The sequence below is a fragment of the Microbulbifer harenosus genome, assembly GCF_005771435.1.
Lineage (GTDB): Bacteria > Pseudomonadota > Gammaproteobacteria > Pseudomonadales > Cellvibrionaceae > Microbulbifer > Microbulbifer harenosus.
The window spans coordinates 57,773-80,470 of the sequence record NZ_VANI01000006.1 but is presented as its reverse complement, the minus strand read 5'-3'; the positions used below and the strand labels follow the sequence as shown (position 1 = coordinate 80,470).

At 57.7% G+C, this 22,698-nt stretch carries 20 protein-coding genes and 1 other RNA gene; 14 read left to right on the top strand and 7 right to left on the bottom strand.

Annotated elements, in window-relative coordinates; all coding sequences use genetic code 11:
* Positions 1–2: 2 nt before the first annotated feature.
* Positions 3–1,118, top strand: coding sequence for an ADP-ribosylglycohydrolase family protein (locus FDY93_RS06175; RefSeq protein WP_246068481.1), 1,116 nt, complete (start codon positions 3–5; stop codon positions 1,116–1,118).
* A 191-nt stretch (positions 1,119–1,309) separates the two neighbouring features.
* On the top strand, positions 1,310–1,774 hold the full coding sequence (locus tag FDY93_RS06170; protein ID WP_138234873.1) for an Mpo1 family 2-hydroxy fatty acid dioxygenase: 465 nt from the start codon (positions 1,310–1,312) through the stop codon (positions 1,772–1,774).
* A 121-nt stretch (positions 1,775–1,895) separates the two neighbouring features.
* Here FDY93_RS06170 and FDY93_RS06165 read toward each other — a convergent pair whose 3' ends face one another.
* A complete protein-coding gene (locus FDY93_RS06165) occupies positions 1,896–2,129 on the bottom strand; it encodes a hypothetical protein (protein WP_138234872.1) in 234 nt (77 codons plus the stop codon).
* Between the two features lie 154 nt (positions 2,130–2,283).
* On the opposite strand from FDY93_RS06165, the gene FDY93_RS06160 reads away from it, so the two are divergent.
* The gene (locus FDY93_RS06160) at positions 2,284–2,580 is read left to right on the top strand and encodes a sll1863 family stress response protein (RefSeq protein WP_138234871.1); all 297 of its coding nucleotides are present in this window, start codon (positions 2,284–2,286) and stop codon (positions 2,578–2,580) included.
* Positions 2,581–2,713: 133 nt separating this feature from the next.
* Here FDY93_RS06160 and FDY93_RS06155 read toward each other — a convergent pair whose 3' ends face one another.
* Positions 2,714–3,199, bottom strand: a complete 486-nt coding sequence (locus FDY93_RS06155; RefSeq protein WP_105103798.1) for an Lrp/AsnC ligand binding domain-containing protein — start codon at positions 3,197–3,199, stop codon at positions 2,714–2,716.
* Positions 3,200–3,422: 223 nt separating this feature from the next.
* On the opposite strand from FDY93_RS06155, the gene ald reads away from it, so the two are divergent.
* The gene (ald, locus tag FDY93_RS06150; protein WP_138234870.1) at positions 3,423–4,568 is read left to right on the top strand and encodes an alanine dehydrogenase; all 1,146 of its coding nucleotides are present in this window, start codon (positions 3,423–3,425) and stop codon (positions 4,566–4,568) included.
* A gap of 156 nt (positions 4,569–4,724) precedes the next feature.
* Here the strand turns inward: ald and FDY93_RS06145 are convergent, their stop codons facing one another.
* Positions 4,725–5,456 (bottom strand): 16S rRNA (uracil(1498)-N(3))-methyltransferase, encoded by a 732-nt coding sequence (locus FDY93_RS06145; protein WP_138234869.1) that lies wholly within the window; start codon positions 5,454–5,456, stop codon positions 4,725–4,727.
* Between the two features lie 5 nt (positions 5,457–5,461).
* Complete coding sequence (locus tag FDY93_RS06140) at positions 5,462–6,304, bottom strand: 6-carboxytetrahydropterin synthase (RefSeq protein WP_138234957.1); 843 nt, start codon at positions 6,302–6,304, stop codon at positions 5,462–5,464.
* A gap of 214 nt (positions 6,305–6,518) precedes the next feature.
* On the opposite strand from FDY93_RS06140, the gene ffs reads away from it, so the two are divergent.
* The 5 genes from ffs to FDY93_RS06115 all read left to right on the top strand — a co-directional run bounded on the left by ffs (position 6,519) and on the right by FDY93_RS06115 (position 11,126).
* Positions 6,519–6,615: signal recognition particle sRNA small type (ffs, locus tag FDY93_RS06135), an RNA gene on the top strand.
* A gap of 307 nt (positions 6,616–6,922) precedes the next feature.
* Positions 6,923–8,842 carry a M2 family metallopeptidase gene (locus FDY93_RS06130; RefSeq protein ID WP_138234868.1) on the top strand — a complete coding sequence of 640 codons (1,920 nt, stop codon included), beginning with the start codon at positions 6,923–6,925 and terminating at the stop codon, positions 8,840–8,842.
* Between the two features lie 254 nt (positions 8,843–9,096).
* Positions 9,097–9,567: a Dps family protein gene (locus FDY93_RS06125; protein ID WP_138234867.1), complete on the top strand. Its 471-nt coding sequence runs from the start codon at positions 9,097–9,099 to the stop codon at positions 9,565–9,567.
* Between the two features lie 219 nt (positions 9,568–9,786).
* Positions 9,787–10,125, top strand: a complete 339-nt coding sequence (locus FDY93_RS06120) for a PadR family transcriptional regulator (RefSeq protein WP_138234866.1) — start codon at positions 9,787–9,789, stop codon at positions 10,123–10,125.
* Positions 10,126–10,154: 29 nt separating this feature from the next.
* A complete protein-coding gene (locus FDY93_RS06115; RefSeq protein WP_138234865.1) occupies positions 10,155–11,126 on the top strand; it encodes a hypothetical protein in 972 nt (323 codons plus the stop codon).
* Here the strand turns inward: FDY93_RS06115 and FDY93_RS06110 are convergent.
* Positions 11,097–11,993 (bottom strand): LysR family transcriptional regulator, encoded by an 897-nt coding sequence (locus FDY93_RS06110; RefSeq protein WP_138234864.1) that lies wholly within the window; start codon positions 11,991–11,993, stop codon positions 11,097–11,099. The genes FDY93_RS06115 and FDY93_RS06110 overlap by 30 nt on opposite strands.
* Before the next feature lie 230 nt (positions 11,994–12,223).
* On the opposite strand from FDY93_RS06110, the gene FDY93_RS06105 reads away from it, so the two are divergent.
* Positions 12,224–14,197 carry an acetoacetate--CoA ligase gene (locus FDY93_RS06105; protein WP_138234863.1) on the top strand — a complete coding sequence of 658 codons (1,974 nt, stop codon included), beginning with the start codon at positions 12,224–12,226 and terminating at the stop codon, positions 14,195–14,197.
* 39 nt (positions 14,198–14,236) lie between these two features.
* Here the strand turns inward: FDY93_RS06105 and FDY93_RS06100 are convergent, their stop codons facing one another.
* The gene (locus FDY93_RS06100) at positions 14,237–14,380 is read right to left on the bottom strand and encodes a DUF3149 domain-containing protein (RefSeq protein ID WP_171018906.1); all 144 of its coding nucleotides are present in this window, start codon (positions 14,378–14,380) and stop codon (positions 14,237–14,239) included.
* A 261-nt stretch (positions 14,381–14,641) separates the two neighbouring features.
* On the opposite strand from FDY93_RS06100, the gene FDY93_RS06095 reads away from it, so the two are divergent.
* The 4 genes from FDY93_RS06095 to FDY93_RS06080 all read left to right on the top strand — a co-directional run bounded on the left by FDY93_RS06095 (position 14,642) and on the right by FDY93_RS06080 (position 21,756).
* Entirely contained in the window at positions 14,642–15,028 is a 387-nt protein-coding gene (locus FDY93_RS06095) for a hypothetical protein (protein WP_138234862.1), read from the top strand.
* Between the two features lie 211 nt (positions 15,029–15,239).
* Positions 15,240–17,003: an autotransporter assembly complex protein TamA gene (locus FDY93_RS06090; protein WP_246068480.1), complete on the top strand. Its 1,764-nt coding sequence runs from the start codon at positions 15,240–15,242 to the stop codon at positions 17,001–17,003.
* A gap of 2 nt (positions 17,004–17,005) precedes the next feature.
* Positions 17,006–21,043, top strand: coding sequence for a translocation/assembly module TamB domain-containing protein (locus tag FDY93_RS06085; protein ID WP_138234861.1), 4,038 nt, complete (start codon positions 17,006–17,008; stop codon positions 21,041–21,043).
* Positions 21,025–21,756 carry a nucleotidyltransferase family protein gene (locus FDY93_RS06080; protein ID WP_138234860.1) on the top strand — a complete coding sequence of 244 codons (732 nt, stop codon included), beginning with the start codon at positions 21,025–21,027 and terminating at the stop codon, positions 21,754–21,756. The genes FDY93_RS06085 and FDY93_RS06080 overlap by 19 nt, the downstream gene beginning before the upstream one ends.
* On the opposite strand, the gene FDY93_RS06075 is transcribed toward FDY93_RS06080, so the two are convergent.
* On the bottom strand, positions 21,647–22,534 hold the full coding sequence (locus tag FDY93_RS06075) for a M90 family metallopeptidase (RefSeq protein WP_138234859.1): 888 nt from the start codon (positions 22,532–22,534) through the stop codon (positions 21,647–21,649). The genes FDY93_RS06080 and FDY93_RS06075 overlap by 110 nt on opposite strands.
* Positions 22,535–22,698: the final 164 nt, after the last annotated feature.

The following is a 22,698-nucleotide window of genomic DNA, read 5'->3' as shown; positions in this document are numbered from 1 at the left end:
CTATGCCAGATTTGCTAATTCCACCCATGTCAACAAGGATGCACGAAGGTTTTGTAAGCAAAAATTCTTGGCTTGAAACCTATTTTGAGTATCGAAGGAGTATTTCTTCGCGGAGTGATCAGGAGTTTTTGGCTAAAAGGTTTCTTTCCGCTATTGGTAAAAACAATAGCGATCTCGCGAATCGTTTTCGAGGATGTTTTTTGGGGCTGGCAGTTGGGGACGCTTTTGGGACAACGTTGGAATTTTCCGAAAGACCAGTCGGCGAAGTTCACCGGGAAATGATCGGGAAAGGACCGTTTAACTTGAAGGCAGGAGAGTGGACAGACGATACGAGCATGGCTTTATGTCTGGCCCATAGTTTGTACGAAAGAAAATATTTTGATCCTGAGCATCAAATGGATTTGTATACAGCTTGGTGGAAGGAGGGTTTTCTAAGCTCAAATGGTAGATGCTTTGATATTGGGAATACTGTTAGTGCTGCACTCGAAAAGTATTCGGTTACAGGGGATGGATATGCTGGAAGTGAGGATGAATATTCTGCCGGGAACGGCTCATTAATGCGCTTATGCCCGGTTGTAATGTTCTACTTTAGTAATCTTTCAAACGCAATAAAGTATTCTGGGGTTAGTTCTAAGACAACTCATGCGAATGAACAGGCTGTTGACTGTTGTCGTTTTTTTTCTGCGTTAATTATTGGTGCTTTTAGGGCGACAAAGAAAGAAGAGCTTCTCTCTAGTATGTATTCTCCTATAGAGTCATATTGGGAATACTTTCCACTTTGTGAGAGGGTTAAAAATGTAGCTGAAGGTTCGTATAAAAAAAAATGTCGAGATGAAATTGATTCATCTGGGTATGTTGTGAGTTCTCTAGAGGCTGCTTTGTGGGCATTCTATAATACCGATTCATTTGAAAGCGGGCTGATTAAGGCGGTCAATTTGGGTGGTGATGCGGATACTATTGGAGCTATATATGGCCAGTTGGCTGGTGCATTTTATGGTGAATTGGGAATTCCATTTAAATTTATTGATAAGTTGGTTAATCCTCACTATTTTTATTTTTTTTCTGATGAATTCGTATCCGGGTACTCTGGTAGAGATGAGTTAATGAGATGTAAGTAGCTTTACATGATGTTCGGATTTGATGGTCAACTTGAAGTTGTGAGCGAAATTATGTGCCCGATCATGCTCCCTAAGGGAAAGGGGACGCAGAATTCTTGCCGGCCCCATTTTGTGACCATTTGGTCTCTTCTGGTTTTCGAGTACCATCGTCCCAAAGCCAATCCCAATAACAACCAAGGCGAGGGTAAACCATGCGTACGGCACAACAATGGTTCAGCGAGTACGGCGAGAGCCATCAGAATCCTACCAATAAGGCCATCCACTGGGTGGCAGTCCCTTTGATCTACCTGACCGTTATCGGACTCTTCTGGTCTATCCCGCAGCCTCAGTGGATGGTGCAGTTGCCCTGGTTGAATTGGGCGGTGGTGGCGCTGGTGCCGGCGATTCTCTTCTACTTGGCGATGTCCCTGCCGCTGGCTCTGGGAATGGCGGTGCTTTCTGGGTTGTGTCTGTGGGTCTGCAGTGCGCTGCAGGCGGCGGCGCAGAGTGTGTTGTGGTGGTCCGTGGGAGTTTTCGCGGTGATGTGGGTGTTCCAGTTTGTAGGGCACCACATTGAGGGTAAAAAGCCTTCGTTTTTCAAGGATTTTCAGTTTCTGCTGATCGGCCCCGCCTGGGTGATAGGCTTTTTGTACCGCAAGCTGGGCATTAATTACTGACCAGGGGTTACTGATTTGCCGATATCCCGGGGCTACCGGGATATCGTTTGTCTGTTTTCACCACTACAAACCGTGTTATGAATTGGTCAGTCGCCGAAGTCTGCAGGACTAGGCGCGTCTCTCAGACCCGGTCGATAATATCATCGTGCCCGCCGCGCGCAGCGCAGTGGGCGCAGCAGTAGAACTTTCCCCCGGCCTCGGTGCCGTGCCCCAGAATCCGGGTGTTGCACTGATCGCAACGGGGAGCCAGTGCCTGAATTGCACATTCAAAGCTATCGAAAGTGTGGGATTCATTGCCGATGGTAATCTCCATCGTCTTGTCGTACTGGTTGCCACAGGTCTCGCACTGATTCATTCATCACCTCCATCGAAGTCCGGGGCGCTGTGGGACCGGACTGTTGTCGCTCGTGTTAATTGCGGAAGCCGCTCACTAAAGCGTAGATGATTTATGGACATTTGGCGGATAGTTCTACACTCAAGGGGAATACCGTTAACTGGAGGTAGATTCCATGGGAGAACGTGAAGAGAAAACGGCCTATCGGAAAAAGATGGATGCGCGATTAAAGGAGTGGACCGCGGAGATCAATAAGCTGGAGGCGAAGGCCGAAGAGGCTGGTGCCGATGCGGAAATCAAATATCGCGACCAGCTCAGTGAATTGCGGTCCAAACGCGATGCGCTGCAGGAAAAAGTGAACCATATGCAGGAGCAGAGTGGTGAGGTTTGGGAGGAGGTCAAGGCTGGGGTCGAAAGCGCCTGGGGTGACCTGAAAAACTCTATCGACCGCGCCCGCAACCGCATGCGCTGATCGCGCTCGCTCAGTCGGAAATTGTCAGCAGGATGGGCTGGCCTCGCTTTGCCCATCCTGTGTGTAGGTTACGTCAGATTTCACTCGCGGTACATCCAGCCGTGTGCAATTCACCGCGGCAGGACAATGCCGCTCACCGGTTGTAGTGCACCGGAACTTCCAGCGTTTCTTTAACCTGCTCCATCACCACATAGCTGGTGCACTCCTGCACCTCCGGAAGAGTGAGCAGCGTTTCGCCGTAGAACTTGCGGTACGCGCTCATATCCGCCACCCGCGCCTTAATTAGGTAATCGAAATTTCCCGACACCAGGTAGCATTCCTGAACTTCCGGTAGTGCGGATACGGCGTTTCGGAACGCTTCGAAAGCGTCCTGCGCTGAGCGGTTCAGGCTGATCTGCACGAACACTACCAGGGCGGCATCAAGGAATTCCGGGTTGATCAGCGCGGTGTAGCCCTGGATCACACCGTCGGATTCCATGCGCTTCACCCGCTCCACACAAGGTGTGGGAGTGAGCCCGACCTGGCGGGCCAGTTCGGCGTAGCTCGTGCGTCCGTTTTTTTGCAGGACACGCAGGATATTGCGGTCAATGGTGCTGAGTTCGTTGGCGCGCCGTTTCATATTTTCCTCAATCTGCCGGGTTGACATGGCCCGAGGTGGAAGTTAGGTTCTGTTTGGCGAAAAAACGTACTTTGCGCCATTGTGCCAGTGGAATCAACTGGCTGTGGTTAAAAATGTACTGAAATCCACTTATTTGGAGTGGTTATACTGGGTAAATCGAACAAAGAAGGGGCGCACCTGATTGCGCTCACGTGAAGTTAGCAGAGTACCCAGGAGAAACATCATGTTGATCGGTGTCCCGAAAGAGATCAAAAACCACGAGTACCGTATTGGTCTGACCCCGGCCAGCGTCCGTGAGCTGGTAGGCCATGGCCACGAGGTGATCGTGCAGAAAGATGGCGGTTCTGCCATTGGCTTTACCGATGAAATGTACGAGCAGGCGGGTGCGAAAATCATCGACACGCCGGAAGAAATTTTTGCCTCCGCCGATATGATCGTGAAGGTAAAAGAGCCCCAGCCCCACGAGTGCGAAATGCTGCGCCCGGGCCAGCTGCTGTACACATACCTGCACCTGGCACCCGATCCCAAGCAGACCGAGCTGCTGGTGAAATCCGGTGCGACCTGCATCGCTTATGAAACCGTAACCGACCGTTTTGGCGGCCTGCCACTGCTGGCGCCGATGTCTGAGGTGGCCGGTCGTATGTCTGTACAGTGCGGCGCGCATCACCTGGAAAAAGCCCAGGGTGGCCTCGGTGTACTGCTGGGTGGTGTCCCTGGTGTTGCACCGGCCAAAGTGCTGATTATCGGCGGCGGTGTCGTCGGTACCAACGCAGCCAAAATGGCGCTGGGCATGGGCGCGGATGTGACTATTCTGGATCGCTCGCTGCCGCGTCTGCGTCAGCTGGACGATATTTTTGGTGGCGCGGTGCGCACTGAGTACTCCACCAACGACGCGATCGAGAAACATGCGCTGGAAGCGGACCTGGTGATTGGTGCGGTACTGATCCCCGGTGCGGCTGCACCGAAACTGCTGACCCGCGACCATATCAGCCGCATGAAGAAAGGTGCAGTGGTGGTGGACGTGGCTATTGACCAGGGCGGTTGTTTCGAAACCTCCAAGGCCACGACTCACCAAGAGCCGACCTATGTTGTGGACGGCGTGGTGCACTACTGCGTGGCCAACATGCCCGGCGGTGTCGCCCGCACCTCTACCATGGCACTGAACAATGCAACCCTGCCGTTCGCGGTTGCGCTCGCCAACAAGGGCGCCAAGCAGGCACTGCTGGACGACGCCAACCTGCTGGAAGGTCTGAACGTGCACGCCGGTATGGTGACTTACAAAGCCGTAGCCGATGTGCTGGGTTATGAATTCGTGGACCCGAAACTGGCACTGCAGAAATCCGCGGTAACCTCTGACCAGGCTGCCTGATGGCGAAAGATATTACGCAGTTAACCTCACGGGTGACTACAAAAGGTTCTCTTCTGGGGCGTCCCCACGCCCCGCTCTGTGAGACCCGGCAGTGTTTATGACTGCCTTTGCAGCCGCGCTTTTTAGCGCGGCTTTTTTCGTTATGGCGGCATCGCGCTATGTGGCGGGAAAAAGGCGGCTCAGCAGAACCGGGAGTGCGGTTTCCACTCGCAGGATTCTCGGTCCCAGATGCACTGGCAGGAAACCCACCTCCTGCAGTTTTTCTACTTCATAAGGAATAAACCCGCCCTCCGGCCCCACTGCCAGCGTGGTCTGCTGCCGAATATCCACCGGGCAGGGTGTGTCGGTTACCGGGTGGGCGACCAGTCTGACGGAGTCTGCGGCGATTGCTGGCAGTTCGTCTTCCACAAATGGCTTGAAGCGCTTGCGCAGTTCAAGCTGCGGCATGGTGGTATCCACCGCCTGCTCTAAACCCAGCAGGCACTGCTCGCGCAGTTGGTCCTCCGCGAGCCAGGGACTTTGCCAATAGGATTTCTCTACGCGATAGCTGTTGATCAGGTACAGTTTTTTTACGCCGAGGGCAGTGGCGTGCTGGATGGTGCGCTTCAGCATTTTCGGGCGCGGCAGTGCCAGTATCAGGGTGAGAGGAAGCGGGGGAGGCGGTGCGCGGTGCAGAGCGATCTCGAGGGTGATTCCCTGTTCATCGCGCCGCAAGACTTTACCTTCACCTATCTCTCCATTCAGCAGCCCGACTTTCAAAGCATCGCCGACTTCTGCGCGATGTACTTCCAGGACATGCTGCAGGCGTCGGCCGCGGATTGTAGCAACTGGAATAGGCTCGGAAGCAGGGGATTGAAAATCCCCGGGTTCCAGAATGATCAGGTTCACGGCGGTCAGCGCCTGGCGCAGGCAACGGCACCCTTGCCGATACCTTCATAGGCACGCACACGCACGTCGCTTCCGGGGTGGGCGGCGGCAAGCTCTTCGGCAATATACTGGGCCAGCTGTTCCACGGTGGTATCGCACTCCAGCAGCTCGCAGCAGTGCGTTGGAATGCTCAGCGTAAAATCTCCCTGGCGCGCGCGGTAGGCGAAGTGCAGGGTGTTTTCATCCTGTTTGATCAGGTCTTCCTGGGTACCCAGGTAAATATCTTTCCAGCGCTGGGCCCACATGGCTTCAAGTGCGCTGCTGCGCTCGCCGTCCAGGTCAATGCGGATGCGCGAGCGGTGGCCGTGGGCAATGCGCTGGCAATTGCCATCGTGTTTCTTCAGGCCGTGGCTGTAATGGTAATAAGGAGTGTCGATAATTTCGGCGGAAAAGTTCAGGCTCAGCTGGTCGACACTGGTAGGAAAAATGCCATCCAGTTGCTGCACACTCCAGGTTGCAGTGGATTCCGGGGTAATGCTCTCCGCAGCTACCAGCGCAAAGGCCTGGGAGGGGCCGCTTACGCGAATAGTTTCGCCGCTATCGAGCTCCCAGATCAGTTCGATCTGTTGGCCCTTTTCTGTGAGTGTCAGATTGCGCGCATGGATGGGGACCAGCAAGCGGTGGTCCAGTTCGCTGTCGAGCCAGTTGCGCAGCGTTTTTTTGACGATGCCAAAATCACACACCATGCCCTGGTGATCCAGCGCGCCATCCAGGGCGGCATTGGCCAGCCAGGTCTCGCCCACGATGCCGCGGCTGTGGTGAAGATAGCTGAAGTCCACGTTGGTAAGGCTGTCGACAAACAGGTGCATATTGATTCCGGCTGGCAATGACATCTTGGCCCGGTTCTGGGCGGAGCACAGTATAGCGATTTGAAAGCCTGAATTGACCTTGTTGCTGGCATTTTGCTCTTCGGGCGTCAGGAATCTGGTTTTGGGGGTGGCACCTGGCGCGTTGAGTCTCTATAATCGCGCCCTCTTCGAGTGCAGCAGTATCGCTCTGTGTGCTCAAGCGTGATGGCGGCCCTTCCGGTCTCCTCGCAATGATCAGCTGTGAACCCCGCCAGGCCCGGAAGGGAGCAACGGTAGCAGTGACATCATGTGCCGGGGGTGTGCTGGTTGGGCTGCCTCCAATCCCTGCTTTTCTCGCTATCTCATCCTCTTTCCTGCAATCCCTTGTTGTTACCCGGTTTGTTCACGTTCTGTGCGTATCCATTACCGCACTGAATTTGCATGCGGCTTGTCTGCGCAAAATATTTCTCCAAATCACCGGTCATAAGGGGAATATTGTGCCGATGTACCGGGGCGCGCTGCGGTATCGTCTCGTGGGCTCGGAAGTGTGTGCTATAAATCGCGACAGTAATTCAAATTTCCTCCCCGGTTCCGGGGCTGGCTCAGCAGATAATTCGAAAAATCGACCAGAGGATGCCGATGAAAAAGCTCGCGTTGGTAGTCGCCGTGGCCGCTTTGGCCGCAGCAGGATGTGATAAGGGGAATGATGAATCCGAAGCCCAACAGGGCCCGGTATCAGCGTCCACTGAAAACGTTGCATACGCCGCAGACAATACTGTAGCCGGGACTGTGGCCCGCGCGGAGAACGTCGCGGATTCGCTCGACGCGGAAGACGCCAAAGCATTTTTGCAGAGTGCGCAGGAGCGGCTGGAAAAAATGGCCGAGGAAGTGAGCCATGCCAGCTGGCTTGCGTCCACCTATATCAATGTGGATTCCCAGTACACCGAAGCGCTTGCGGTGGAGCGCTACACGTCGCTGGCGGTGGAGCTGGCCCAGGAAGCGGCCAAATTCGACGATGTCGAACTGGACCCTGAAACCCGCCGAATGCTCACCATGTTGAAGCAGGGGCTGGTCTTCCCCGCGCCGAACGACCCCAAATTGACCGCGGAACTGGCCCAGATCGGTTCAAAAATGCAGGGTATGTACGGCGCCGGTAAATACTGCCCGGAAGCCAGCAATGGCGAAGAGGGCAAGTGCTATACCCTGACGGAAATGGGCCAATTGATGGCCAACAGCCGCGACCCGAAACTGCTCAAGGATCTCTGGGTTGGCTGGCGCAAGGTGGCGCCGCCGATGAAGCCGCTGTATGACCGTCAGGTGGAAATCGGCAACGCCGGTGCCAGGGAGTTGGGGTACGACAACCTGAGTGTCATGTGGCGCTCAAAATACGACATGGAACCGGATGCCTTCGCCGCGGACATGGACGCCCAATGGAACAAGGTCAAGCCGCTGTACGAAGCCCTGCACTGCCATGTGCGCGCCAAGCTGAACGAGCGCTACGGCGACGAGGTGGTCCCGCCAAATGGCAAGATCCCGGCACATCTGCTTGGCAACATGTGGGCTCAGGAGTGGGGCAATATCTATGACATCGTCAAAGATGACGACATGGAGGCACCCTACGATCTCACCCAGCTGGTGGTGGACTCCGGCATGAGTGAGCAGGACATGGTGAAGGTCGGTGAAAAATTCTTCACCTCCCTCGGTTTCAAACCGCTGCCGGAGACCTTCTGGGAGCGCTCCCAGTTTGTACAGCCACGAGATCGTGATGTGGTGTGCCACGCCAGCGCCTGGAACCTCGACGGCAAAGACGACCTCCGTATCAAGATGTGCATCAACAAGACCGGGGAAGACCTGATCACCGTGCACCACGAGCTCGGGCATAACTTCTATCAGCGCATCTACAATCAACAGCCATTCCTGTACAAGGAAGGGGCCAACGATGGATTCCACGAGGCGGTGGGTGACACGATCGCGTTGTCCATTACGCCGAAGTACCTGAAAGAAATTGGCCTGATGGATGAGATTCCGGGCGAGGACAAAGATATCGGTTACCTGATGCAGCAGGCGCTGGACAAGATCGCGTTCCTGCCGTTTGGTCTACTGGTGGACAAGTGGCGCTGGCAGGTATTCAACGGTGAAGTAAAGCCGGGCGATTACAACAAGGCGTGGTGGAAACTGCGGGAAGACTACCAGGGCATTCAGGCGCCGGTTGCGCGCAGCGAGGCCAATTTCGACCCGGGTGCCAAATACCATATTCCCGGCAATACACCCTACGCCCGCTATTTCCTCGCGCGCATCCAACAGTTCCAGTTCCACCGCGCGCTGTGTGAAGCCGCCGGTGAAACCGGGCCGCTGCACCGCTGCTCCATTTTCAAAAATGAAGCGGCCGGTAAAAAGCTGCGCGACATGCTCGCTATGGGTGCCAGCAAGCCCTGGCCGGATGCCATGGAAGCGCTCACCGGCCAGCGTGAACTCGACGCCTCTGCCATCGTGGATTATTTCCAGCCGCTGATGGTGTACCTGCAAGAGCAGAACGAGGGGCGCGATTGCGGCTGGTGATTGGGTGAAACTATTGACTGAATATTCACAGTCAATAGCGGGCGGGGTTTGAATACGGAGTTTTGACCTTAGTATTTTGTCTGACCTTAAGTACTGACCGGGAGGATGGGCGTTGTCCCTTCTGTCCCGGAAGTCAAGTCAGGTGTAGGCAGTGTATTGCTGTCATCATCTGAGGAATCCGGAGACGCCAGCTGAGCCTGCGAGGTTGACGCCTCCGATTAAAGGATTGAACCCGAGCCAAAATGAGGTTGCTGATGAGCAATATAGATATCGGAATTGGTGCCAAAGACCGCGAGAAAATTGCCCAGGGATTGAAAGGCCTGCTGGCGGATACCTACACTCTGTATCTGCAGACGCACAACTTTCACTGGAACGTAACCGGTCGGCTGTTTCGTGAGCTGCATTTAATGTTTGAGGAGCAGTACACCGAGCTGGCCGTCGCGGTTGATGATATCGCCGAGCGTATTCGCACGCTGGATGTGGTGGCGCCGGGTACTTACAAGGCGTTCGCTGAACACAGTTCCATCAAGGAAGTGGACGGCGTGCCGGCAGCCGAAGACATGGTGCGCATATTGACCCAGGGGCACGAGCAGGTAGTAAAAACCTGCCGCGATGTGCTAAAGGCGGCACAGGCCGGGGACGACGAGTCCACTATTGCGCTGGTGTCAGACCGCATGCGGGTCCACGAGAAAACCGCTTGGATGTTGCGGGCCACCGCGCACTGAGTCGTCAAGCGCTTCCCTATTCAACAAAGCCGGCCTGACCGCCGGCTTTGTTGTTTCCGGCACCCGCTGGTCCATCCGTTTTTATTCCTTCCCACGTTTCTCGTCGTTTCTCCTGCCATTCCCGGGGCTAGTCACAAGCTTGGCTGAATTTTTCTCTTGCGCTTCAGTACTGTGTGGTGCACAGTATTTACTGTGTGACACACAGTATGGGTTGAACAAATGACGGAAGTGCCGGAGAAGCTCGACAGGCTGGTGATGGAGGTTCGCCGCGGCGCGCTCACCCTCGCAGTACTGCTGGCATTGCGCGAGCCGCACTATGGCTACTCGTTGCGGAAAAAGCTGGCCGCACGCGGGTTGGAGATAGACGAGGGCACGCTGTATCCACTGCTGCGCCGGCTGGAAGAGCAGGGCCTGTTGGGCAGCCACTGGCAGCAGGAGGAGGGGCGCAAGCGGCGGTTTTACCAGATCGCTAGTGGTGGCGAAATTGCACTTGCTGCGATGCGCCGCGAGTGGCTGGATCTCAGCAAGGTCATCGACCAGCTGGCGGCGGAATATTGATCGCGAAAACGATTAGGGAGTCGAAGGAAATGGCAAATCAGACAGATTGGTTGCAGCGCTACGTGGACAATGTCCGCACCTATTTGCCGGCGCGCCTGCGGGAGGATGTGGGGAATGAACTTTATTCAGACCTGCAGGATCAGCGGGATGAGCTCGAAGAGTCGCTCGGCCGCATGCCTACCGAGTCCGAAATTCTCAAGTTGCTGAAGCAGAGAGGGCATCCTATGGCCGTGGCTGCGGCGTACCAGCCGCGCCGAACGCTGGTGAGCGAACCGCTGTTTCCCCTGTATCTGCAGGTGCTCAAATGGACACTGTTGGTGCTAGCGGTTCTCGGCGCCGTTGGCACGGTAGGGTCCCTATATGGGGACGAGCATCCGAAGCTGGTGTCTGCCGCCATTGGGTGGTTTGCCGGCCTGTACGAGAGTGGTATTCACGCCTTCGCCTGGGTGACGCTGGTATTTTACCTGGCTGGAGAAGGGCTCAGCTACCGCAGGGTTTTCGCCGACTGGAATCCCCGCACTCTGCCAAATGTGGTAGACAGTGGTCGGCGTATCAAGCGTTTTGACTCTGCGCTGGAGTTTGTGGTGACGTTGCTGGCGATGGCGTGGTTGAACGATATGTGGCTGTTGCCCGGCACCGGTGGGAACTCGTCGCTCTCACTGTCTGTGGAATTTACTACCTTGTTACCGTGGCTCAATTTCGCCCTTGGCGCCAGTGTGTTGATGTCGCTCTATAAGCTCTTTTCCCCGTTCTGGACACGCCGGCGATTGCTCACCGACGCCGCCCTGAATAGTTACTGGCTGGTGATGCTGGCGATGCTGCTCGGCTTGAATGCGCCATTTTCGCTCGAGTGGCACAACGGCGAGTTCTGGCAGCCGAGCCAGGGTGGTTGGCAGGTCGCGATAGGTGTCGTTATCGCCATCACGGCGTGGGATCTGTTTGAGAACATTCGCGGATTGCTGCATGCATACTCAGGGAGAGATGCCGAGAAGCATGTTTGAGAATGCCTGTGCCGGCGCGGACAGTGCGCCGGCCTCGCGCACGAGAATCCCCACCGGTTGCGTCACCACCGGGTCGGCCAATGGTTTGCAGCTCAGTCCATAAGCGCGCATCTGGGTTTCACACAGACTTGGCACCGCACTCACGCCCAACCCCGTCTGCACAAGTCTGCCGATAGTGCTCAGCTGGTTGGCTTCGCACAGCAGGCGGGGCTGTATTCCCTGATCCCGGCTTTGTGCAAACGCCGCGTCTGTCCAACGGCGCACCGCCGATCCTCTGTTCATAGCGATAAATGGCTCGCGCGCGAGGTCCTGCCAGCGCAACGCTTTCCTGCGCTGCAGTGGATGTCCCGCTGGCAGCACCGCCACAAAGCGGTCATCGCCAAAGGGGGTGAAGCGCAGATTGCCCAGATCCTCCGGGCGGAAGCTGATCCCCAGTTCCGCGCGTCCCTCCTGCACCGCGTTCACCACCCGCTCCATCACGATGTCTTCCAGCACGATATTGATGTCCGGGTACCGCTGGTGAAACTCCCGCAACAGCTCGGGCAATTGATTCAATGCAAACGCCGGAATGGCCGCGATGGACAACTGCCCCTGTTGCAGACGGAAGCGCTGCTGTACCGCGTCCAGGGTGTTGTCCCAGTTGTGCAGCAGTTGCTGGGCCCGCTCCAAAAATGCCACACCTTCCGGCGTCAGCGCGAGCTGGCGGCCATCGCGATTGAACAGGGCGCCGCCAAGGGAATCTTCCAGTGCGCGGATGGCTACGGAAATGGCCGGTTGGGAGACATGCAATTGCGCGCTGGCCTCAGCGAGGCTGCGGGTTCTGGCCACCGCCACAAAGGCGCGCAGCTGTTTAACGGTTGTGCCCACCGGTTTCTCCCGCGCAGAAATCATTTAAGTAAAATTTAATATTTGTTAATAAGTTTAAATTAGTTTTAAGTGTCAGACCAAGGCATGATTGTGCCTATGGCGAGAGCGCGAATAATGGTCAACCATTGATTTACCCGATCCGCAGACGTTACCGGCCGGCGATGGAGCCCCAGCGCAAGCATTAACGCAGCAAAACAGCCAGAACACAGAACAAGAGAGAGTCAGCCGCGATGAGCAATCCTGTGCAACCACTTTGGCAACCCACCCAAGCGGCCATCGCCGCCACTCAGATGGACCAGTTTCGCTGCCAGATTAACGAGCTGCACCGGCAGTCGCTGCCGGATTATCACGCGCTGTATCAGTGGTCCGTCGACCACCGCGAGCAATTCTGGAGCCACCTTTGGGAGTTCGGTGAGGTTATAGCCAGTGCGCGGGGCAATAAAATTCTTGGCAAAGACAGTATGCCCGGCGCCGAGTGGTTTCCCGAGGCCCAGCTGAACTTCGCCGAAAACCTGCTGCGTTTTCGCGATGACAAGCCTGCACTGGTTGAACGGCTGGAAAATGGCAGTCGCCGCACATTGAGCTATCAGCAGCTGTATGAACAGGTGGAGCGGTTGGCCGCAGCGCTGGCAGATGCGGGCGTAGGCGAGGGCGACCGGGTGGCGGGTTTTATGCCGAACATCATCGACACCGTGGTGGCGATGCTCGCTGTTTCCAGTCTTGGCGCCATCTGGACCTCCTGCTCCCCGGATTTCGGTATTAATGGCGTGTTGGACCGCTTCGGCCAGGTCGAACCGAAAATCCTGTTTGCCTGCGAAGGTTATTTCTACAACGGCAAGGTCATCGACTCGCTGCCGCGCCTTGCGCAGATCGTCGAGCAGATCGACTCCATTCAGCAGTTGGTAGTGGTACCGGTGGCCCGTTCTTCGGAGCAGACCGCAGTGGATATTGCCGGCCTGGACCGCGCCATCCTCCTCAATGATTTTGTGGAAAAGGCGCCGGTGCGCTCGTTGACCTTCGCACAGACTGCGTTCAATCATCCGCTCTACATCATGTACTCCTCCGGTACCACCGGCGTACCCAAGTGCATCGTTCACGGGGTGGGCGGTACCTTGCTGCAGCACATCAAAGAGCATCGCCTGCACACGGACATTTCCCGTGACGACACCTTGTTCTACTTCACCACCTGTGGCTGGATGATGTGGAACTGGCTGGTAAGTGGCCTCGCTTGCGGCGCCACCCTGGTGCTGTACGACGGCTCACCGTTTTACCCGGCGGCCCAATGCCTGTGGGATATGGCGGATGAGGAAGGCATCAGTGTATTTGGCACCAGCGCCAAATACCTCGCCGCACTGGAAAAGGCCGGCTGCAAGCCGCGGGAGAGCCACAGGCTTGAGCGTCTGCGCGCGGTGCTCTCCACCGGGTCGCCGCTTGCTCACGAGGGCTTCCGCTACGTATACCGGGACATCAAGTCCGATGTATGTCTGAGTTCCATTTCCGGCGGTACCGACATCATTTCCTGTTTTGCGCTCGGCAATCCCACTCTGCCGGTGTATCCGGGCGAGTTGCAGTGCCGCGGTCTCGGAATGGCGGTGCAGGTGTGGAGCGACGACGGCAAACCGGTGCTGGAAGAAAAGGGCGAGTTGGTGTGCGCCACTTCCTTTCCCTGTATGCCCATCGGTTTCTGGAATGATGCCGATGGCAGCAAATATCACGATGCCTATTTCGACAGCTGGCCCGGGGTTTGGGCTCACGGCGACTACGCGGAAATCACTGAGCACGGCGGTGTGATCATTTACGGCCGTTCCGATGCGGTGTTGAATCCCGGTGGGGTGCGTATCGGTACTGCGGAAATCTACCGCCAGGTGGAGAAGGTGGAAGAAGTGCTGGACAGCATCTGCATCGGCCAGGACTGGCGCGACGATGTGCGCGTGGTGCTGTTTGTGGTGTTGCGCGAAGGGCTGACGCTGGATGACGAGCTGATTCAGAAAATCCGCACGACCATCCGCGCCAACACCACGCCGCGCCACGTGCCCGCCAAAGTGATTCAGGTGGCGGATATTCCCCGCACCATTAGCGGCAAGATCGTGGAACTTGCGGTACGCAACGTGGTGCACGGCAAACCGGTGAAAAACCAGGAAGCTCTGGCCAATCCAGAAGCGTTGAAACTGTTTGAGAACCTGCCGACGCTGTCGGAGGGATAATCCCCGCCAGCGCCGACGGAAGAGCGGGCCGATGGGCGCTCAGTTGGTTTTCCGGGCCAGCTCTTCATTCATCTTGGTCAGCGCCATACGGGTGATAAACACGCCCATGACGCACACAAAGGCAATTATCCCGAGACTCAGCAGGCCGGAAAAACTGGTGAATAGGTCGATCATAGCGTCCATGATTGCCTCCTTTTAGTGTGCAACCGCTTGTGTTTGACGGACTCCAGTGTAAAGTGGCGCCCGCTGGTGGTCTTGAGCGAGATCAAGCCTGTGCTGGAATCGCGGTTGGCGGCGCATTTTTCGGCGGAGTGGAATACCTGTTCCGCCATATGTCGCCGCATTGGCGGCATTGTCCCCCGTCTTCTGCGCTATGCCGCGCCAGCTAAACTGCGCTACCCTGTAAGCCAACCCCGTAAACTAATAACGTCACGGAAGATAAGCATGATTACTTACCTGTATTGGGCTGCCGTTATCGCTCTGATTGTATTGAGCCTGTTCATCGGCGGCCGTCTTGGCAGTCTCGGCAAAGGCGCGATCGTCGCTGCCATCATCTTTCTGACGGCGTGGCTCGCTTATTATTTCCACTTTGAACAGGTGTTCGTGAAACGCTTTGGCGGCGTGATGTACATTAGTGTGCCCGATGGGCAGCGACATCTGGGTTCCACCTGGAAAGACGACAATCTCTGGGTGGAGAACTTTGATCCGCGCACCAACGAGTGCATCTTCAGCGAATACTCCAAGGGTAATCTGCTGGAGGGCCGGGTCGTCATCAAGAACTGCAATCCGCTGATGGAGCGCACTGGCACACAGGTGGTGCCGGGGCGCTGAGTCTGCTGGTAAACAGCTGGTAGATAGGAGAGATAGCCCGCGCGGGATGAGCGCTGCGCGGGTGTAAAGACTGGTAAAGTTGCGACTCTCTTCGCAACTTTCTCTCTCCATTAGCGTCGCAGTGGTGATGATTGGCAAGCGGGTTGTAGAGTTGCGCAATTTCCTGTTCGCTCCGAGAGCGGTATCCCCTCCATTTTTAACTGTGGTCCTGATGGCCGCACTACTGTTACTGAGCCCTCAGTATGGCTATGCGCTGCCTTTTTTCGACAGCCTGCCCAAATTCAAAATCCGTGTGCCGGAAGACCGCGAACTGCAGGGCTGGCTGCGCGATCAACTGAATGAACAGCGCAAATCCAGCAGTGTGCTCAAGTCCTACGACGATCCCTTGGATGTCGCGCGCTACGAGCGCGGCACGCTGGAGAAATTACTGAGATCCCGCGGTTACTACGACGGGCGTGTGCGCCAGTCGGTAACGGATGGCGAAATTCTCTACCGGGTGGTGCCCGGGCGTCAGTTCCGGATCAAGTCGCTGGATGTGCGCATGCCCGCGCACCTGAAAGCGGGCTTTGACGGTGTGGGTCTGCAGGAAGGCGATCCGCTGGATGCGGAAAAAGTGACTGCGGGCGTAAAGAAGATTGAGACCTATCTCGCGGAAAATGCCTGCCTGCTCAACGTGGATGTGACCTACAAAGCCACCGTCATTCACAGCGAACATGCCGCACGCGTCCAATACCGGGTGGCGGATAGCCCCGAGGTGCATATTGGCCAGGTACAGGTACAAGGCGTCGAGACAGTAAACGAAGAATTTCTGCGCAAGCGGGTACAACTGAAACCGGGAGATTGTTTCAGCCGCAGCAAGCTGGATGCGGCGAAATTGCGCCTGTTGCGCACCAACCTGATCGCTGGTGTGAATGCCGAGGTATCGGCCCCGTACGAAGGGATGGTGGACATCACTTTTCTGGTGATCGAGCGCAAACATCGCACCGTGCGCCTGGGGGTGGGTTATGCGTCCGATGAAGGCGCCGGCGTCTCCGCCGGTTGGGAGCACCGCAACATTCTCGGGCGCGGTGAAAAAATTGAAGTGGAGACCCGGGTCAGCGAAATCACGCAGTCTCTCACCGGAGAGCTATTGGTACCGCGCTTTTTTCGCGATGATCAGAATTTCACCGCCAAGGCGGAGGCGTCCAACGAAGACCGGGAATCCTATCAGGCCGAGGCCATTACGTTCGGCGGCACCATTTCCCGCCGCCACACCAAACACCGCACCTTCAGTATCGGCAGTGAGCTGAAGTTCAGTGACGTACAGGAAGAGGGGGAGGAGAGTGAAAACTACAACCTGCTGGCGTTTCCCCTGGGTCTGAAAATCGATACAACCGACAACCTGCTGGATGCACACCGCGGCGCCACCATTGCCATGGAGGTGAAACCCTATTTCGATCTCAAGGGCAGCGGCACCCGCTTTGTCAAAAATACTCTGGTGGCCACCGGTTATCTCACCGCCGAGGAGGTTCGCTACGATCCGACTCTGGCAGTGCGTATCAAGGCCGGCGTGATCAGCGGCATCGACAACCTGGATATCCCCGCGGATGAGCGCTTCTACGCCGGTGGCGGTGGCTCCGTGCGCGGTTACGCCTATCAGGCGCTGGGGCCGAGACGGTTGATTCCATCGACCGTGGCGGGTGAACCGCCCACGCTCTCCGACCCTATCGGCGGGCGGGCGCTGAGTGAAGTGTCGTTTGAGGGGCGCTTCCGCTTTACCGAGACCTGGGGGGGCGTGCTGTTCCTGGATGGCGGCAACGCCTACGCCGACCCCCAGCCAAGTTTCGACGATCTCTACTGGGGTGCGGGCATTGGTGTGCGCTATATGACGTCTTTTGCGCCGCTGCGCTTTGATATCGCTTTCCCGCTGGATCGCCGCGACGACCTGGATGACAGCCGTTATCAGATCTATGTGAGCCTGGGGCAGGCGTTCTGATTATGGCGGTGCAACCTGATTCCACTACTTCCGCACGGGAAAAACGCAGACGCTGGCCGCGTGCTCCGCGCCTGACACTGATCTCGGTGGTGCTTCTGTTGCCACTGCTGGGGGCGATTTTCCTCGTGGGCTCGGAAACCGGGCGTATCGCGCTAACCAACAGCGGCCTCGCCATCGCCCGTCACTACTTGCCCGATCTGGAAATTGAAGCCCGGGGCCTGAGTAGCCCACAGCTGGGGTACTGGTATTTCGACCTGCTGCAGGTGCACTACAAGGACAGGCCATTGCTAGAGAGCCGCAAGCTGACCCTGCAGTTGGACATGCAGCGGCTGTGGCGAAACCAGATCCATATTCCCGAGTTGAGCGCGCAGTCCTTCCTGTTCGACAACACGCTACTGGGCGAATATCTGGAGGCCCACGTCAGTGAAGAGGAAGTGGAAGACACCGCAGAAGAGGTGGACGATCCCACGATGCCCGCTATCTGGGTTGAGCGTTTGTCAGTACAACGGCTCACCATCATCGACAAAAGCCTCAAGGATTTTCCCGAGGTAGCGGTGAACGGTGAGGGCAGCTATCGATGGCCGCGCCGGGAGTCGGCGTTGACCCTGGATATTGCGGAGCTTGCTGAATCCGAAAACGGGCACGGGATGCACGTGCGTCTCGAGGGACGCATGCAGAGCGATACGGTGTATGCACTCACCTTGTCGGCCAGTGAGCGGGCCGGTGGATTTTTGCCGCGCACATTGTTGTTGCCGGCGGGCGAAGGGCTCGATGCAGACGGCAAATTCCTGCTGGAACTCGCGGGCGAAAATCGTGTGAGCGTCGCTGTCGAACGCTTCTCCCTGCCGTTGGTGGAGCACCGCTTTGGGCTGGTTGGCCATGCAGACGTCATGCTGTCGCCCTGGTCCGTTGCCACCGATGATCTTACGCTCACCGTGGACGACACCCGCCACACTATTCGCGGCCGTATCGACAGCGAGGCCGTGGACCTCAAGGTACAGTTGAGCCGCCTGCCTGTCGCCATATCCCATCCCTTTCAGGACTATCTGCGCGGCGGCTGGTTGAGCGCCGATCTTGCAGTGAAAGGTCCGCTTGCGCTGCCCAATGCCGACGGCACGCTGGAACTCAAAACATCCTACCAGCAGCAACCTCTGCACCTGACCGGCGACGTGGAAACCATCGAAGACAGGATTTACCTGCGCACCGCGCGCCTGCAACTGGCTGAGGCGCGGCTCGACGTGAGCGGCAGTGTGGATATTGGCAGTGAAGCCATCGATCTGAAGGGACAGCTCGCGCAATTGCCGTTTGCGGAGATCCGGCGAATTCTCGCGTCTCTTGAGGAAACGCGCGATCTGGAAATTCCGTCGGAACTGGACGGTACCATCGCTCAACTGCAGGTGACCGCCGCCGGCCCATGGAAGAATCCGCGCCTCGGGGTCACACTCGATAGCGGCGTGCAATACCTGGAATTCAATACCCGACTGCAAGGCCGGGCCGTGGGTGATCTCAACAAGTTTGCGGTGAGTGACCTGGTGTTGGAAGGTGAAGGGCTCCGGGTAAGTGGCAGCGGTGAAGTAAATGTCGAGCGCAAGGCGGTACAGTTCCAGTTGGACGTTGCGGCGCGTGGCCTGCAGCCCGCGGAGCAGTTCGGGCTGCCGGTGGACGAGGGCACCGAAGTCGATTTGGATGCGGTGGTTTCGGTCAATGGCCCCTGGGACAATCCCAAAATGTCTGCGCGCCTGTCGTCCGATGGCGAGTATCGCGAGTATCGCTACCGTCTGCGCGGCGGTGCGGTGGGCAATGCCGAGGCCATCACCTTCGACCGCTTGCGGTTGGAGCTCTTCACCGGCGTTGCCGATGCCGCAGCCGATGTCAATGGTGGCGATCCGGCCGCAGCCGCTGAGCAGTCGCTGGTGCCGGATGAAGTGCACGAGCCGAGCAAGGATTACCCATTGGAGCAGGCGCGTGCCCCGCTGGAACAATCCCGCCAACGGGCCGCCGGCGTTGCCGCCCTGGCGGCGGATTCTGAGCAGGCGCGCCAGCGCGGCTACGCCTGGCTCGAACTCAACGGTGTACTGCAACCCAAAGCCCAGCGTGCCAACGGAAGTGTAGCCGCGCGTAATATCCCGCTGCGGCTTGCGCGTCTGGCGGGTGTGGATTTGCCGCCATCGCTGCGCGGCGAACTTAGTGTCGACGGCCAGTTCAGCGGGTCGTTCAGCGATCCCGAGGCCACCGCCAATCTCCTCGGTCTTGGCGAATATCGTGGTGAGCCTTGGCAGATGCAGGGGGATGTGAGTTACAGCAAGGCACAGGTCACACTGTCGGAAGTGAAGTTACTTTGGGCCGGACGCAACCAGCTCACCGCTGATGGCAGCCTGAGTGCGGAGTCTCTGGATCTGGAGCTTCGCGCCCAGGCGGTGCTGGCGGATTTTGAAGAATGGATCAGTGCAGACATCAGTGACAGCGGCGAGCTGAACCTTGTGGCTACCGCGCGCGGCACCCCGAAAGATCCGGATCTCGCCGGCGAACTCCGCATTACCGGCCGCGCGCCCGCACTGCGGGACGATGCACTGGTGCAGTCGCCACTGACCCTGGCGCTCACATGGCAGACCAGTGATGGCGATCTGGAGATGAGTCTGGATGCCAGTCACGGGGATCGCACTGCCGCGGACGCCAAGGCCACGCTGGCCATTGCACCCATCCTTGAGCAGTTGTTCCGCGAGAAACCGGCGGGTGAGTCGCCGCCGCTGCCTGTCGATCTTGAGGCCAACGGCACCGCGGACCTGGCGGCTCTCGGCGCCTTTTTCGACCCGGAAATTCACAGCATGCGCGGGCGGCTCGACTTCAGCCTGGTGGCGGATGGTACCAGCGTCGCCCCCAATGCCCGCGGCAAGATCAATCTGCAGGACGGTTACTACGAGCACCGCCCCAGCAATACCCGCCTGACCAATGTCGTGTTCGTCGCTGATCTTACGCCGGAAGCGTGGCAGGTGGTGGAGGCCAGTGCGCGGGATGGCGATCGCGGGCGGATCGACCTGGCCGGCGCAGTGACCTTCAACGCGCCCGCGCCACCGGCGCTGAATTTTTCTGTTACCGCGCGCAATGCGCACCTGCTCAACATGCCGGGTGCCAAGGGCGCCTTTACCGGTGAAATGCGTCTCACCGGCAATACCGAGGATGCGCTGCTCGCGGGCTCCTTGAACCTGCGGCCGTTAGCGGTACAGGTGGAGCACTTTATCGGCAGCAGTGTGCCCGAGATTGACGTGGTTGAGGTTCAGATGGACGGCGGCGAGCAGCAAGAGGGCTCCCCGCTGATGGGCAACATCGCCCTGGCGCTGGAAATCGTGCTGGATCAACAGTCGTACGTGCGCGGGCTCGGGCTTGATTCCAACCTCAAGGGCAAAGTGGAAATCGCGGGGACCGCCGCCGACCCGCAGGCGTCCGGCACACTGACCATTGTGCGCGGAAAGTTCGACCTGCTGGGCAAGAAGTTCGAATTGCAGGAGGGGCAGGTGCAGTTCCAGAACAATATTGCGGTGCTCTATGTAAAGGGCGTGCACACCTATCCGGAGGGCGAGATTACCGCGGAAATTTCCGGTACTACGGATAACCCCAAAATCGAGTTCAGCTCCAACCCGGCGGCGGCGCAAGACGAAATCTTTGCGCAGCTGCTGTTTGGCAAGTCTCTGACGGATATCTCGCCGCTGCAGGCCGTGCGCCTGGTCGGTGTAGTGCGCACTTTACAGACGGGCGGCACCGGCTTTGACCCGCTTGCCAGTACCCGCGATCTGGTAGGCTTGGACAGTCTGGATTTCGAATCCGAGGCCACGGACGAGGGCGATCAGTACTCACTGAGCCTCGGCAAGTACATCACCAGCCGTATCTATCTCGAATTGCAGCGCAGCACCGACCCGCTCAACCCCTGGCGGGCGGAAATGCAGATCGAGCTGCGCAGAAATCTGCGCCTGGATATCAAATCCGCGGATAACGACGAAAGCGGCGGCGGAAGTGTGGAACTGCAGTGGAAGAAGGATTACTGACCGACTATAAAAACTGGACGATATTAAAAAGGATGGGTGAAAACGAAATGGAATATTCGATTGTCGTTCTGGCCGCGGGTTACTCCCATCGCTTTGGCGGTGACAAGCGCCTCGCCAGCATCCAGGGTGAGCCCATGTTATTGCGCACTCTGCAAGCCACCATGGCGGCGGCTTCTACACTTGAGGATACGCAGATACAGGTTGTTATCCGCGCGCGCGACCCGGTGATCGCCAACGGACTCCGCAACATGCCGGTGCAGGTGCTGCATGCACCCGTGTGGCCGGTGGGCATTGGTGCCAGTCTTGCCTTTTGCGTTGAGCAGCTGCAGCGCCAGGGAGCCAACCCCAGAGCCGTGCTGGTGTGCCTCGGGGATATGCCGTTCGTGGAACCGGAAACGATGGTCACGCTGCTGCAGTCCGCGCGAGAGGATCGTATCTGTGTGCCGGTATGCGCCGGTACCCGCGGCTATCCTATCGCCATCGGTCGGCGTTATCTCACCGCACTTTCACGTCTGCGCCGCAGCGGGGTAGAGAAGGTGCTGCGCATCTACAGTGACGCCGTTTACGATGTGGAAGTCCCCGATCCCGCGATCAACTGCGATATCAACCGCCCGGACGATTTCCACGCAGCAGTGCGGCAGGATCTGTTCGGTAAAATTTTTGCATCTCGCGATACAGCGCCGGGTGAGCGGCTGCCATCGCTGTTGGAATAATGAAATACGCCTCGGTAGCCACCGCAAAAAATTCCGCCGGGGACTGTGCGCCGTAGGTATCGAGAACGGACGGCGCGCGCTCCCCGGTGACATCCTGAAGTTCCGCTTCGCCCTGTAGCGCGTGAATCCGCTGGCGCAATTCCGCAAAAGCTTCCCGCATCACCGGCGCCCAGCTCTTGCCGTCGGCACTCTTCGCAAAGGGCGGTCTCCCGTCCACATAGCCGTCCTCTTCGTCCAACTTGTGGGCAAACTCGTGAATCGCCACATTGTGGCCCTGTTCCGGGTGCGCGAGCCCCTGTTGCAGGTCATACCACGACAGCACCACCGGCCCGCGATAGTGCGCCTCACCGGCGCGCGCGCTCAGGTGGGTGGTTTGAATGTGGCCGTCGTAGTGGGTTTCCTCTGCCACATACGCCTCCGGGTACACCAGCACCGTGTACAGATTGGGATAGCAGTTGTTGTCCCGCGCGAGTAAAAGCAAGCATGCGTGTGCGGCAATCACCACCCGCATTTCTTCGGTGATGACGAGACCGTCACAGCCGACAAATTCTTTTTCCCGCAGGAACAAGCTCATATTGCGCTTCAGTTCTTCCTGGCGTTCCTTCGGCAGGTGGCGGAAGAGGGCGAGACGGTCCGCCAGTATCGACGTCTGTTGCCGCGTCAATGGGCGCGAACGCAGGTAGCGCCGGCGCGCACGCTGCCACACCATTGGCACTACCCAGATGAGGATGGCGAACAGGATAATCGCGAAGAACGTTTCCAAACCGGTAACCTGCATAATCTCTGTCCGGCCAGTGTATCCCAATTGGCGCTTGAGTTGACGTCCCCCGAAATTCTGCGACCATGTGGCGCGCCTGCCGTAAACAGGGTTGGTAGGGCAGAATAAAAATGAAAAACAGGCAGGATTGTCAGGGGTTGGGGTTCCGGAAATGAGTGCGAGCG